Below are 12,744 nucleotides of genomic sequence, written 5' to 3'. Positions count from 1 at the left end.
CCGGTCTTAAATGAGCGGCCCATACTAGCTTACTTGCTGCTGGCTGTTAAGGCGCGCACCGATGGCAGCGCGCAAAGCGCCAATCGGCTCACATTCATCAATGCCAGCGAATCTGAGACACAGCGTCAACGGGCAAAGTTCCCCCGTTTCCAAGGGCAGCGCGGCCAGCTGCTGCAACAACCACCATTCCGCTTGTTGTTCGCAGGCTTTAATCTGTTCCCTCAGCGCGGCGAGCGAGGGCTGGTCCTCAAGTTCGGCCTTGAGCCGGCGACGCAAGGATCGCAAGGGTCCCACTGTCTGTTTTTCCCACCCCAGCAAGTGGCGCAGTTCCGCCTCGGGCAACTGTGCCAGTGTTACTGACCGGGTACCCAACCAGCCCGCCCAGAGCAACAAGGGAATCGAGACGCCGTGCGCGTCTTGCAACTGCAACAGGCCCGGCTCCACGCCCGGGGCGCGGTACAGGGCCAATACCCCGGCTTTCATCGATGGATCAGTCATATTTGCTATCGCCGCGTTACCGCCCTCGCTACAATGCGCGCCATGATAGAACTCAGCCAAGTGAGCCTGCAGCGCGGGCCTAAAATTCTGCTCGATCACGCCGATCTGCGCATTCATCCGGGCCAACATCTGGGCCTGATTGGCGCCAATGGTAGTGGTAAATCCACCCTGTTCCAAATGTTGCTCGGCAAGCTCGCACCCGATACCGGGAGTGCCCAGATTCCCGGCCAGTGGCGCATTGCCCACATGGCGCAGGAAATCGAACACACCGGCCGCAGCGCACTGGATCACGTGCTCGATGGCGACCAGACTTTGCGTCAGGTGCAGCGGCAGATTGAGACCGCCGAAGGTGAAGCGCTGGCGGCGGCTTACGCGCAGATGGAACACATCGATGGCTACACCGCCGAAGCACGCGCGATGCAGCTGCTGGCGGGCCTCGGCTTCAAGCCCGGCGAGGAGCAAAAGCCAGTGGCCGATTTTTCCGGTGGCTGGCGCATCCGGCTCAACCTTGCGCAGGCGCTCATGTGTCCGTCTGATCTTTTGCTGCTGGACGAACCCACCAACCACCTGGATCTGGATACCACCCTGTGGCTGGAACAATGGCTCAAGCGCTATGCCGGCACCTTGTTGTTGATTTCCCACGACCGGGATTTCCTCGATGCGGTGGTGGATCGCATCGTCAACCTTGAAGCGCAAAAACTCGTGCTGTACGTGGGCAACTACTCGGCCTATGAGCGTCAGAAAGCCGAGCGTCTGGCACAGCAGCAAGCGGCGTTTGAAAAACAGCAAGAGCGCATTGCCGAAATTGAAAACTTTGTCCGCCGTTTCCGGGCGAAGGCCACCAAAGCCAAACAAGCGCAAAGCCGGTTAAAAGAACTGGAACGCATGGAATCCATTGCACCGGCACACATTGACTCGCCATTTCATTTTTCGATTCCGTGTTTTGATAAAGTCAGCAATCCCCTGATTAATTTGCAACAAGCCGACATTGGCTACGGCAAGCCGTTGTTCAGAAAACTCAGCCTGACGGTATTACCCGGCGCACGCATTGGTTTACTGGGATTTAATGGCGCGGGTAAATCCACGCTGATTAAAGCATTAACCGGTGAACTGGCGCCGCTCGCGGGCGACATTACCCGCGGTGAGCACTTGCGCATCGGTTATTTTGCCCAGCACCAATTGCAGGCATTGGACCTCGACGCCACACCCGCACTGCATTTGCAACGCCTGAGCCCGAAAGCCAGCGAGCAGGAAATCCGCAATTTCCTCGGCGGTTTTGGCTTTATCGGCGACGATGCACTCGCCATTGTCAGGCCGTTTTCCGGCGGCGAAAAAGCCCGCTTGGCATTGGCGATTATCGCCTGGCAAAAACCCAATCTGCTGCTGATGGACGAACCCACCAACCACCTGGATCTGGAAATGCGCCACGCGCTCACCGTTGCCCTGCAGGCGTTTGACGGCGCAGTGATTCTGGTATCGCACGACCGCCACCTGTTACGCAATACCGTGGAAGATTTCTGGTTGGTGCACGCCGGTAAAGTGGAGCCATTTGATGGTGATCTTGACGCCTACCACCAGTGGACCCAAACCCAATTAGCCGGGGAAACGCTGCCGGTGTCCGCCGCCATCACCGAGCCACGACTCGACAAAAAAGCCCAGCGCCAACAGGCTGCAGCTCAGCGGGAAAAAATCAAACCGCTCACCAACGCGATCAAAAAAGCCGAACGGGAAATGGAGCAGTTGCAGTCAGAGTTGGAGACCTTGGAAACCGCATTGGCCGACAACAGCCTGTACGACGAAGCAAACAAAGACCGGATGAATACCTTGTTCCAGAAGCAAGCCGGCGTGCGCGCCCAACTGGACGAGACCGAGGCTCGCTGGCTTGAACTGTCCGAACAACTGGAAGCCCTGGAACACCACTGACAGCCCATAGCCGACTCACAGCAGCTTATGTCTGATCACGCGCCCTCGGGGGTGACCCGAGGGTCACCTCTGTGACTGGTGCTCACGACTGATCCCCTCTATTATCAAACGCGTATCAACCAGACAAAACCAATAACCGGTTGAACAGTTTCTATTTTTCTCAGCAGCAAAATAACAGGCCCCAGGCCAACAATAATAACGCTAAGGACAGACTCTCTGAGGAGACACGCAATGAAATACCGCGCTCTAAAACCGCTTGCCGCCGCCCTGCTGTTGGCATCCAGTGCCAGCTACGCCGCATCACCGTTTGATGAAATGGTCGTGTTTGGCGACAGCCTTTCCGATTCCGGACAATTTCCCGATGCCGGTGGCCCGATTCATCCCACGCTGGGTGTGCCAGCCAGTGGCCTGCGTTTCACCAACCGCCTTGATGGCGCCGGTTCAGCCACCGATCTGGTGGGCGTGCAACGCCTGAGCGCCAAATTGGGTCTGGGCTATCTGGCCGCATCAACGCCCTACTTACCCAGCCCGGTAACCGGTTATCCCGCCGGCACAAACTATGCGGTAGGCGGCTATACATCAGCTCAGATCAAGGCCTCGATTACCGATGCTGACGGCTCGGTAGTGTTTAATCCCGCTGCCGGTCCCGCCAAAGTACGCGACGGGTATCTGGCAGAATTCGGCGAAGCCCGCGCCAGCACGCTCTATTACGTCAACGGTGGTGGCAACGATGTGTTGGGCATTACCAACCCGGCCGATCCGAATAATGCGGTCAATATCGTCACAGCAGCCAATACGCTGGTGGAAGGTATCAATGCACTGGACGCGGCCGGCGCGCAGTACATCATGGTTTCAAACCTTCCCGACGTGGGCAGAACACCTGCCGGTATCGGCTCCGGCGCTCAACCCCTGTGGACACCCCTGAGCGCGCTCTACAACGACACCCTTTACGCCGGTTTACGCAACAGCGATGCCAACGTCATTCCCGTTGACGCGCGCGGTTTGGTAGAAGAAATCATTGCATCACCGGCGGAATTCGGTTTCGTCGCTGATGCCAATGTGCTCCGTGGCACCTGTTACGATGGTTCGGGCGGCAGCTGTCTGGAAAACCCCCAATACGGTATGCAGCAGGCGAGTAATGGCGATCCCACCAAATTGCTGTTTAACGATGGCGTTCACCCCACGGCCATGGCGCAGCAAATTGTTGCCGATTACATGTTCAGCTTGATTCGCGCGCCGCAGGAAGTCGGCCAATTGCCCGTGTTGGGTGCGAGCCTGGTGGATGGCGACATGCATCAGACCCGTCAGCAAATGCAGGCCAATCTGGCAGCGAAAAAGCTGGACGCCGGCAGCTGGCAGATTTTTGTGCGCGGCAACGGCACCGAGTTCGAAGCAAAAGAAGCCTATGCGGCCAGTGAAATTGACGGTAGCGGCGCGCTTCTGGGCCTGCAGTACGGCGTATCCGAACAATGGAGCATTGGTCTCGGTTTATCCAGTCAGCAGGCAGATCTCGGTTTTGTCGATTCTGCATCCAGCTACGAAGGCAGCAGCCAGGCGATCAACCTGTTTACCGGCTTCGTGTCGGGTAATCACTGGTTCAACGCCAGCATCCATTACGGCAAACAGGATTATGAGAACCTGAATCGCGTGGTACCGCTGGGTATCAGCCAGCGCGTGGAATCCGGCGAAACGTCAGGTGACTCCATCGGTGTCAGCGCCGAGTACGGCTACAATGTGTCGCCCCACAGCAACTGGGAGTACGGCCCCAAACTGGAGTTGGCCACGCGTACGATCAATGTGGATGGCTACGCTGAAGCCGGAGGTCAAACCACGTCGTTGACCTACGGCGACCAGACCCATAAATCCAATACCGCCGATCTCGGCCTGTTCATCCATTGGCGCGCACTCGCCGATCAGTTGGTGGTTACGTCCGAGTGGGGTATTCGCTCCCAGCTCACCGGTAAAGACCATCAGTTGCAGATGCAGAGCCAGACGCTGGATCTGAACCCCTATGAATTGCCCGCCTATCAGCAGGACAAAGGCGAAAACTGGTACGGCAACATCAGCGCCAGCTACTACTTGTCTGACGCCGCCGCCATCACCGCCAGCTGGCAGCGCGAGAGCGGCGACCTGATGCAGGATCAGTGGGCTATTGGCGCCAGCCTGGCATTCTGATTTCTGTATTCCTGTTACACAACGGCGCTTCGGCGCCGTTTTTTATTGCGCGAGCGCAATGCAAAGCCGGACAGTTTTGGCTATGGTAGGTGCATCATTCCTGGAGGTGCCCGATGGCCAGCAAACAAATACTCGTGGTAATCGATCCGCTGACGGACGATCAACTCGCACTGACTCGCGCGGTTCATCTTGCGGCCGACCTGGATGCCAGCCTCCGACTGTTTTGTTGTTGCTATCTCACAGAAGAGGAGATGGCCAGTTATAATTCACGCAAGGATGCCAAGCACAGCCATATGGCCGAAACCAGTGCATGGCTGAATGAATTGGCCGCGCCGCTGAAGGCCCAGGGGCTTGAAGTGGATTGTGAAGCCGTCTGGAATCAGCAATGGGAAGTGATGGTGGTTCAGGCTGCGGCGCGCGTCGGTGCCCACTTGATCGTGAAAAGCAGTTTCCAGCACAGCGCGATGACGCGCAGATTCGCCCGTACATCCGATGTCTACCTGATGCGCACCGCGTCTTGCCCCGTGCTGTTGGTAAAATCCGATGACGCCTGGCAAAACAATATTATTCTGGCCGCGGTTTCGCTCGATGCATCCGATGACGACGCGCACGGCGTGTTAAATAACCGTATTCTGAACTATGCCCATCGGCTTGCCAAAGCGACCGAAGGTGAATTGCATCTGGTTTCAGCATTGGAAAACACGCCCGATCTGTCTGCGATTTTCAGTAGTTTGGAAGATGAACCAGAAGCGCCGGATGAAATTGCCGCACAGCGTTTCGGTGTACCCATTTCCCGCATGCACGTTAAACCTGGCAACCCGAAGGCCGCCATTACCGAAATGGCGCAGACGCTGCATGCTGATGTGGTGATTATCGGAACAGTCGCACGCACGGGCCTGGCTGCAACCTTGCTAGGCAACACCGCCGAAAAAGTACTGGACGCAATGGACACCGATGTCATGGTGGTGAGCTGAGCAGGCGTTATAAACAGGCAAAAAAAAGCCCGGCAGATAGCCGGGCTTTTCACAACCACTAAAATTTATTTGCGTACTTTAGAGGTTTTCTGGGACTCGATGGAAGCCACTACGCGACGGTTTGCTTCCCGTCCTTCAGCGGTGTTGTTATCAGCCACAGGATTGGCTTCGCCGTAACCTACGGCTTTCACACGCTCAGGCGCGATACCAAATTCACTGATCAACACAGAGCGCACCGCATCGGCACGACGCTGGGACAGATTCTGGTTATACGCTTCCGAACCACGTGAATCGGTAAAGCCCTGCACTTCGACAGTAGTATTGGCGTAGCTGTTCATGAATTTGGCCACATTGCCAATTTCAGATTTGTACTCCGGCTTAACCACAGCGGCGTTATTGTCAAAGCGAACATGCAGTTTGATTTCAACCGCTTCAGTCAATTCTATCGCACAACCTTTGGCATCGACTTTCAGTCCGGCTTCGGTATTAGGGCACTGGTCTTTGTAGTCGGCAACGCCGTCGCGATCACTGTCCAATGCGCAACCACGGCTGTCTACCTTGACGCCGGCTGGTGTCTGGGGACAGGCATCCTGAGTATCCACCACGCCGTCAGCATCCGCATCAGAAGGAGCGGCTGCCATGGCAACGGGCGCAGGCTTGGATGAACCCGTGCCGATCAGGTAGGTTGCTGCCAGGTTGAGCGCGTAATCGATATCGCCATCGGCAATGCCACGAATGGCACGGGTATCGGCACGTAACAGAAAGTTATCGGTCAGGTAACCTTTAACGCCCACACCGATATTGAGTGCCTCGTCACGATCAGAGGCGGTATCGGTTTTAAAGTGACCATAGCCAACACCGGCCATTACAAACGGTTGGATATCGGCTTCAGTATTGAAGTGATACAAGCCGTCCAGATAATACTGCGTGGTTTCAATTTCCTGCAGGTTTTTTCATGCTGGGATTGTTCTGGATCATGCCAAACTCGACACCCCATGGGCTATCCATACGGTAACCGATCGCACCCATCCAACCGCTGTGCGCTTTCATTTCGCGGTGGTTGTCCCAGTTCATCTGATTCCAACCCGCTGTCAGTTCCAGACCCGGGTGGTTATCTGCCGCTGCGGTTGCAGAGATTGCCATCGCTAAAGGCATCATTAACCATGCTTTTTTCATTGAGTTTCTCCTTTTGTAGCACTCAAACTGGCGAAAAAATTCAGCTTTCGCCGGGCTGTAGAAATCCATTGCGACGTCCTTGCATCAACTAGTAAAAAAGCATTAGGGGAGCGAGGCACGTCAGAGAACGTTGCTTGCAGAAAACGGGCAGAAGACTGTGCTTCTGAAATGTGAGGGTATTGGATAGACACCTTGTCTCAGCGAAAAAAGATGAGTTGTCATCATCTTCCTAACTGCCACTCTCCTTTCCGGATCAACGCAATTGGCGGCGATTGTGGGCAACACAATCGCTCATTGCAATAGGTTGTTGGCGCTAAACCTTATTTTTTTGTGAACAGCAAGTCCCACACGCCGTGACCAAGCTTTTCGCCACGTCGCTCAAACTTTGTATTCGGACGGAAGTCCGGTTTTTCGGCAAACAGGTATTCCCCCGCCTGATTACCAAAGCCCGGTGCCAGGCTCATCGCCTCCATCATATGATCGGCGTAGTGCTCCCAGTCTGTGGCGAGGTGGAACACGCCGCCCGGCAACAGAATATGTCGCACTGCCTCCACAAATGCGGGCTGCACGATACGACGCTTCTGATGCTTTTTCTTGTGCCAGGGGTCCGGAAAATACAACTGGAACCGACAGGCACTGTTGGCAGGGATGCAATCGGCCAGCACATCATTGGCATCGGCCATGAACACGCGCAGGTTGGTTACACCGGCATCGGCCGCATTATTCAGCAGCCGGCCCACACCCGGCGGGTGCACTTCGATACCGATAAAATCCTTGTCGGGCTCGGCTTGGGCCTGCGCCAGTAATGAATCGCCCATGCCAAAACCCACTTCGACCACTAAGGGTGCAGACCGACCAAATTCTGCCACCAGATCTACGGGCCCATCGAACAAGCTCAAACCGTAGGTCGCCCAGTTGCGTTCAAACGCGTTGCGCTGGGCCGGCGTCATCCGGCCGGCGCGGATCACGTAGGAACGGATAGACTTCTTTTTGAACTCGGGTCGCGGGGTAAAACCCTGTTCATCTTCCACGCCCGGCAGGCGCTTAATTGCTGTACTCATGGAGCTACTCTTCATGGGGTTGACGCCAGGCTCCAATGGCCAGGCTCAACCAACCGACAATAAAACACAGGCCACCCAAGGGTGTAATCGGGCCCAGCCAGCGCGGACCGCCCAAGGCCAAGGCATAAAGGGAGCCGGAAAATAACAGGCATCCGGTCAACAGGCAAACGACGGCATAGACAGACCACCGGAACCGGCCGGTGTGGACAATGGCTGTGGCCAGGCTCGCGTGTACCAAATGATAGAACACTGCTGTCTGCCAGGTGGCCATGCTGGTTCCGGACAATACCGGCTTCAGCGCATGAGCCCCAAAAGCCCCGGCGATCACGGCGAGGGCACCAGTGCCGGCACAGAGGCAAAGCAGTAGACGAGGTGAAATCATATAAGTTAAGGGCAATAAAAAAGCCGCGACCGGCGCGGCTGTTTTTTCAAAGGAAAATTGGGGTCAGATAAGCATTTCGGGATAACTGAGTGCAAATTTGCCACAGTCGGGTCCGAAATGCTTATCTGACCCCAATTTTCCCGTCAGGCCTCCATCATGGCCTTTACTTTTTTCATGGCGTTTTTCTCCAGCTGGCGGATGCGCTCAGCGGAAACACCATAAACAGCCGCCAGATCATGCAGGGTGGCTTTGTCTTCGTTCAACCAGCGGCGCTGCAGAATATCGCGGCTACGCTCGTCCAGCTGCTCCATGGCCAGCTCCAGGCTGTTGACGTTAGATTCTTCCCAATCGGCCGCTTCCAACTGGCGGGCCGGATCGAAACGATGGTCCTCCAGATAGTTGGCCGGCGCCTGATAGGCGGTATCGTCATCATCGTCGGCGCCCGCATCAAAGCCGGCATCGTAAGCAGTGAGACGGCCTTCCATCTCGTACACCTGCTTGACGTCCACGTCCAGATCTTTGGCGATGGCCTGGGCTTCGTCATGGGATAACCAGGCCAGTTTCTTCTTCGCACCGCGCAGGTTAAAGAACAGCTTGCGCTGGGCCTTGGTGGTGGCCACTTTAACAATGCGCCAGTTGCGCAGGATAAATTCGTGTATTTCGGCCTTGATCCAATGTACGGCGAAGCTCACCAGACGGACACCGCGGGTGGGGTCGAAGCGCTTGACCGCTTTCATCAGGCCCACGTTGCCTTCCTGAATCAGGTCGGCTTCTGCCAGACCGTAGCCGGAGTAGGACTTGGCGATATGTACCACAAAGCGCAGGTGCGCCATAACCAGGCGACGCGCCGCTTCCAGATTGTCCTGGTAGTAGAGCTCTTCTGCCAGCTGTTTTTCTTCTTCAGCGGACAGGATAGAAAAGCCATTGACGGCCTGGATATAGGCATTCAGATTGGCACCGGGTGCCAGAATCCCAACAGGCTGCAGACTTGTACTCATTCATTACCTCCATCAAACCGACCGCGGGACAGCCCGCGGACAAGCGAGTGTAGCACCGGCAGGTTAGACTGCCAACTCAGGCAAAAATTCCCTGAAAACCACACCCAGATACGGTTATTTGCGACTCTCGGGTCACCCGGCTACTGGGGCTGAATATCGCGTAAATGCCGGCCCACGGCCAGCCAGGCACCCAGCCAACCCACCAGAAGGGCGACGGATACGAGCACCAGGACTCCCGAAAATCCCAGCCCTTGCAGGCGGAACTGGCTTTCGTATGCGGCGGCCAGCGCCGCCACCGGGCCGTCGATGAGCATCACCCCCACCAGCACCAATAATAGCGCCACCAACCCGCCACCCAGGCCGTACCAGAGCCCCATGTACAGGAACGGCCGGCGCACAAAGGCATCGGTGCCGCCCACCAGCTTGACCACCAGTATTTCATCGCGCCGGTTTTCGATGGCCAGACGCAGGGTATTGCCGATGGCCAACAACATCCCGAGCGCCAGCAGGCTGGCCAGTCCCAGCGCCACGCGCTGGCCCAGCAGCATGATCTGCTGCAAGCGCTGCACCCAGCCGAAATCCAGTCGCACCTCTTCCACCAGCGTTTCCTGCGCCAGGTCTGCGCGCAGCGACGCCAGACGGCCGTCTTTGATAACGATCTCGGCAGGCGTCACCAGCAGGGTCCAGGGCAGGGGGTTGGGCGATATACCGGTCACCAGCGCACCCAGTCCGGTGGCCTGGGCAAATTCCTGCAGCCCCTGATCCGGCGAGACCACCTGCACCGCCGCCACATCAGCGCGCTGGCGCCAGGATTCGGCCAGTGGCGTCACCGCCGCCTCGCGCGCGCCGGGCTTTAAATAGGCCGACATCTGATGTGAACCGGACCACTGATCCGACAGCTGTCCCACATTAGCAAGGGCAATATAAAGCAACGCCGGCAAGGCCAGCGCGATGCCCAGCATCAACATGGTAAGACCAGCCCGAACCGGCTGACCCAGCAAGCGGTTAAGGCTGTCCACCGCCGATTGCCGGTGGTGGGCCGCCCAGGCATCGGCCTTGTGTGTCACCCGGGTGGTGGTTTTCCGGGCGCCAATCCGCTCGCGCCGCCGTGTTTCAGACATGGGCGGGCTCCCGCTGACTGTCCGCCACCAGCTCGCCCTCGCGCAGGGCCAATACCCGCTTGCCCTGGCGCTTGATCAGATCCAGATCATGGCTGGCGATCAGCATAGTGACGCCCACTTCGTTGAATTGGCGGAACAGGTGCATGATGTCGGCCGACAGAGCCGGGTCCAGATTGCCTGTGGGTTCATCGGCCAGCAGGATGCGCGGCTTGTTGACCACGGCCCGGGCGATGCCCACGCGCTGTTGTTCACCACCCGAAAGCTCCAGCGGGTAGCGGTTTTCCTTGCTGAGCAGGCCCACCTTGTCGAGTGCGGCGCGCACCCGGCGGCCGGTGTCCTGCTGGGGAAAGCCGGAAATCACCAGGGGTAGCGCGACATTCTCATAGATAGTGCGATCAAACAGCAGCTGGTGATTCTGGAACACCACGCCGATCTGACGCCGGTGGTAGGGAATCTGGCGGTCGCTGATGCGATTGAGGTTGGTGTTGTTTACCAGCACCTGGCCACGGCTCGGTTGCTCCATGGCCATGATGAGTTTGAGCAGGGTGGATTTGCCGGCACCGGAATGACCGGTGAGAAACACCATCTCACCCGGATCAATCTGGAAACTGAGGCCCTTGAGCGCCTCAAAGCCATTGCTGTAGCGCTTGGCTACCTGATCAAACCGGATCATTCGGCATCCGTGGCGGGTCCGAACAGGCCCTCGATAAAGGCACTGGCGGAGAACACCTGCAAATCGTCCACCCCTTCGCCCACACCGATGAATCGCACGGGCAGGCTGAATTTGCGGGTCAGCGCGAATACCACGCCGCCTTTGGCGGTGCCATCCAGTTTGGTCAGCGCCAGGCCGGTCACGCCCGCGGCTTTGGTGAATTCCTGCGCCTGGCTGAGCGCATTCTGGCCGGTACCGGCATCCAGCACCAGCAGCACTTCGTGCGGCGCGGACACGTCCAGCTTGGCCATCACCCGCTTCACTTTGGCGAGTTCTTCCATCAGGTTGGATTTGTTGTGCAGTCGCCCAGCGGTATCGGCGATCAATACGTCCACACCACGGCTTTTGGCGGCACTGATAGCATCGAAGATCACGCTGGCGGAATCGGCGCCCGTGTGCTGAGCCACCACAGGCACCTGGTTGCGCTCGCCCCACACCTGCAACTGCTCCACGGCGGCTGCGCGGAAGGTGTCGCCTGCAGCCAGCATGACTTTTTTGCCCTTGTTCTGGAATCGCTTGGCCAGCTTGCCGATGGTGGTGGTCTTGCCCACGCCATTCACGCCCACCACCAACACCACGTAGGGCGTTTTGGACGCATCGATGGTCAGCGGTTGCTCCACCGGTTTGAGCATCTGGTGCAAGTGTTCGCGCAGCGCGGCCAGCAGGGCCTGGGGGTCATTGAGTTCTTTGCGCGCCACCTTGTCGGTCAGCTGCTCGATGATCTCGGTGGTGGCATCAATACCCACGTCTGCCACCAGAAGTTGGGACTCCAGCTCTTCCAGCAGCTCGTCATCGATTTCCTTGGCCCCCAGGAATAAGCGGCCCATGCCATCGGCAAAATGACTGCGGGTGCGGCTGAGTCCGGCCTTCAGGCGGGCAAAAAAGCCGGCTTTGGCAGGCGCCGGGTCCACCGCGGGTTGGGTGTCGGGTGTTGATTCGGGCGCATCGGGCAACGGCTCACCGGCCGCATCCTTTTTCTTGAACAACTTGGAAAACATGGACTGTCACACAGTGGCAAAGGTTACAATGCCGGCCCGGGGTCGCGCCCACTGGCGATACCCGACGGACTGGCCTGACAAAGGCCGCTATCCTACCACTTGTATTTTGGCTTTGCGTGAAATTTGGCCATGAAAAAAGCGTCCAGAGGCCGCAATGCGGCGAACAGTAGCGGCGGTCGGCTGAGGTTAATTGGCGGCCAGTGGCGTGGCCGGGTGCTCAGCTTTCCCGACGCCGACGGCCTGCGCCCCACCGGCGATCGCCAGCGCGAGACATTGTTCAATTGGCTGCAATTGGATATGCCCGGCGCGCGCTGTCTGGACCTGTTTGCCGGCTCAGGTGCGCTGGGGCTTGAGGCGCTCTCGCGCGGCGCCGGCCTTTGCACCCTGCTGGAACTCAACCCGGCGGCCTGCAGCCAGCTGGCGGCCAATGCCCGCCTGCTCAATGCCGATCAGGCCGAGGTGATTCATACCAACAGTCTGGATTGGCTCAGACAACCACCGGCAGCGCCTTATGACATCGTGTTTCTGGACCCGCCCTTCGCCGCCGATCTGTGGCAAGCGTGTATCGATGCCTTGGCTCAACCCGGCTGGCTCAATGCCGACGCCGCTGTCTATATCGAAGCGCCGTGCGATGCCAGCTTCACGGTACCCGGGCATTGGATGCTTAACCGGGAGAAACGGTCGGGGGCGAACAGCTACCGGCTCTACCGATTGGCGTGATAACCG

13 protein-coding genes are annotated in these 12,744 nt (G+C 57.8%); 4 read left to right on the top strand and 9 right to left on the bottom strand.

The window, feature by feature from the left end; all coding sequences use genetic code 11:
* Nucleotides 1–24 precede the first annotated feature (24 nt).
* On the bottom strand, nucleotides 25–498 hold the full coding sequence (locus tag M5M_RS12635) for a TIGR02444 family protein (protein WP_162141169.1): 474 nt from the start codon (nucleotides 496–498) through the stop codon (nucleotides 25–27).
* 42 nt (nucleotides 499–540) lie between these two features.
* Between M5M_RS12635 and M5M_RS12630 the strand changes: the two genes are divergently transcribed.
* The 3 genes from M5M_RS12630 to M5M_RS12620 all read left to right on the top strand — a co-directional run bounded on the left by M5M_RS12630 (nucleotide 541) and on the right by M5M_RS12620 (nucleotide 5,570).
* Entirely contained in the window at nucleotides 541–2,421 is a 1,881-nt protein-coding gene (locus M5M_RS12630; protein ID WP_016389437.1) for an ABC-F family ATP-binding cassette domain-containing protein, read from the top strand.
* 231 nt (nucleotides 2,422–2,652) lie between these two features.
* Nucleotides 2,653–4,596 carry an autotransporter domain-containing esterase gene (locus M5M_RS12625; protein WP_015047901.1) on the top strand — a complete coding sequence of 648 codons (1,944 nt, stop codon included), beginning with the start codon at nucleotides 2,653–2,655 and terminating at the stop codon, nucleotides 4,594–4,596.
* Between the two features lie 113 nt (nucleotides 4,597–4,709).
* Nucleotides 4,710–5,570, top strand: coding sequence for a universal stress protein (locus M5M_RS12620; RefSeq protein WP_016389435.1), 861 nt, complete (start codon nucleotides 4,710–4,712; stop codon nucleotides 5,568–5,570).
* A 65-nt stretch (nucleotides 5,571–5,635) separates the two neighbouring features.
* Here the strand turns inward: M5M_RS12620 and M5M_RS12615 are convergent, their stop codons facing one another.
* The 8 genes from M5M_RS12615 to ftsY all read right to left on the bottom strand — a co-directional run bounded on the left by M5M_RS12615 (nucleotide 5,636) and on the right by ftsY (nucleotide 12,018).
* A complete protein-coding gene (locus M5M_RS12615) occupies nucleotides 5,636–6,478 on the bottom strand; it encodes an OmpA family protein (protein WP_015047900.1) in 843 nt (280 codons plus the stop codon).
* 25 nt (nucleotides 6,479–6,503) lie between these two features.
* Nucleotides 6,504–6,815 carry a hypothetical protein gene (locus M5M_RS12610; protein ID WP_144062443.1) on the bottom strand — a complete coding sequence of 104 codons (312 nt, stop codon included), beginning with the start codon at nucleotides 6,813–6,815 and terminating at the stop codon, nucleotides 6,504–6,506.
* Nucleotides 6,816–7,066: 251 nt separating this feature from the next.
* Nucleotides 7,067–7,807, bottom strand: coding sequence for a tRNA (guanosine(46)-N7)-methyltransferase TrmB (gene trmB / locus M5M_RS12605; protein WP_015047898.1), 741 nt, complete (start codon nucleotides 7,805–7,807; stop codon nucleotides 7,067–7,069).
* 4 nt (nucleotides 7,808–7,811) lie between these two features.
* Complete coding sequence (locus tag M5M_RS12600) at nucleotides 7,812–8,189, bottom strand: DUF423 domain-containing protein (RefSeq protein ID WP_024330458.1); 378 nt, start codon at nucleotides 8,187–8,189, stop codon at nucleotides 7,812–7,814.
* Nucleotides 8,190–8,332: 143 nt separating this feature from the next.
* The gene (gene rpoH, locus M5M_RS12595; protein WP_016389432.1) at nucleotides 8,333–9,187 is read right to left on the bottom strand and encodes an RNA polymerase sigma factor RpoH; all 855 of its coding nucleotides are present in this window, start codon (nucleotides 9,185–9,187) and stop codon (nucleotides 8,333–8,335) included.
* Nucleotides 9,188–9,327: 140 nt separating this feature from the next.
* A complete protein-coding gene (gene ftsX / locus M5M_RS12590) occupies nucleotides 9,328–10,308 on the bottom strand; it encodes a permease-like cell division protein FtsX (RefSeq protein WP_015047894.1) in 981 nt (326 codons plus the stop codon).
* Nucleotides 10,301–10,981: a cell division ATP-binding protein FtsE gene (gene ftsE / locus M5M_RS12585; RefSeq protein WP_015047893.1), complete on the bottom strand. Its 681-nt coding sequence runs from the start codon at nucleotides 10,979–10,981 to the stop codon at nucleotides 10,301–10,303. The genes ftsX and ftsE overlap by 8 nt, the downstream gene beginning before the upstream one ends.
* The gene (gene ftsY, locus M5M_RS12580) at nucleotides 10,978–12,018 is read right to left on the bottom strand and encodes a signal recognition particle-docking protein FtsY (protein ID WP_015047892.1); all 1,041 of its coding nucleotides are present in this window, start codon (nucleotides 12,016–12,018) and stop codon (nucleotides 10,978–10,980) included. Before ftsY ends, ftsE begins: the two co-directional genes overlap by 4 nt.
* A 129-nt stretch (nucleotides 12,019–12,147) precedes the next feature.
* Between ftsY and rsmD the strand changes: the two genes are divergently transcribed.
* The gene (rsmD, locus tag M5M_RS12575; RefSeq protein WP_015047891.1) at nucleotides 12,148–12,738 is read left to right on the top strand and encodes a 16S rRNA (guanine(966)-N(2))-methyltransferase RsmD; all 591 of its coding nucleotides are present in this window, start codon (nucleotides 12,148–12,150) and stop codon (nucleotides 12,736–12,738) included.
* Nucleotides 12,739–12,744 lie beyond the last annotated feature (6 nt).

Source organism: Simiduia agarivorans SA1 = DSM 21679, assembly GCF_000305785.2.
GTDB classification, from domain to species: Bacteria; Pseudomonadota; Gammaproteobacteria; order Pseudomonadales; family Cellvibrionaceae; genus Simiduia; species Simiduia agarivorans.
Note: the sequence above shows the minus strand (reverse complement) of the source record. Positions and strands in the feature narration are given on the sequence as shown.

What these genes read in the sequence shown, in the direction of transcription:
- M5M_RS12635 (WP_162141169.1), bottom strand. Translation starts at nt 498, where the DNA reads ATGACTGATCCATCGATGAAAGCCGGGGTATTGGCCCTGTACCGCGCC.
- M5M_RS12630 (WP_016389437.1), top strand. Translation starts at nt 541, where the DNA reads ATGATAGAACTCAGCCAAGTGAGCCTGCAGCGCGGGCCTAAAATTCTG.
- M5M_RS12625 (WP_015047901.1), top strand. Translation starts at nt 2,653, where the DNA reads ATGAAATACCGCGCTCTAAAACCGCTTGCCGCCGCCCTGCTGTTGGCA.
- M5M_RS12620 (WP_016389435.1), top strand. Translation starts at nt 4,710, where the DNA reads ATGGCCAGCAAACAAATACTCGTGGTAATCGATCCGCTGACGGACGAT.
- M5M_RS12610 (WP_144062443.1), bottom strand. Translation starts at nt 6,815, where the DNA reads ATGGATTTCTACAGCCCGGCGAAAGCTGAATTTTTTCGCCAGTTTGAG.
- trmB (WP_015047898.1), bottom strand. Translation starts at nt 7,807, where the DNA reads ATGAGTACAGCAATTAAGCGCCTGCCGGGCGTGGAAGATGAACAGGGT.
- M5M_RS12600 (WP_024330458.1), bottom strand. Translation starts at nt 8,189, where the DNA reads ATGATTTCACCTCGTCTACTGCTTTGCCTCTGTGCCGGCACTGGTGCC.
- rpoH (WP_016389432.1), bottom strand. Translation starts at nt 9,187, where the DNA reads ATGAGTACAAGTCTGCAGCCTGTTGGGATTCTGGCACCCGGTGCCAAT.
- ftsX (WP_015047894.1), bottom strand. Translation starts at nt 10,308, where the DNA reads ATGTCTGAAACACGGCGGCGCGAGCGGATTGGCGCCCGGAAAACCACC.
- ftsE (WP_015047893.1), bottom strand. Translation starts at nt 10,981, where the DNA reads ATGATCCGGTTTGATCAGGTAGCCAAGCGCTACAGCAATGGCTTTGAG.
- ftsY (WP_015047892.1), bottom strand. Translation starts at nt 12,018, where the DNA reads ATGTTTTCCAAGTTGTTCAAGAAAAAGGATGCGGCCGGTGAGCCGTTG.
- rsmD (WP_015047891.1), top strand. Translation starts at nt 12,148, where the DNA reads ATGAAAAAAGCGTCCAGAGGCCGCAATGCGGCGAACAGTAGCGGCGGT.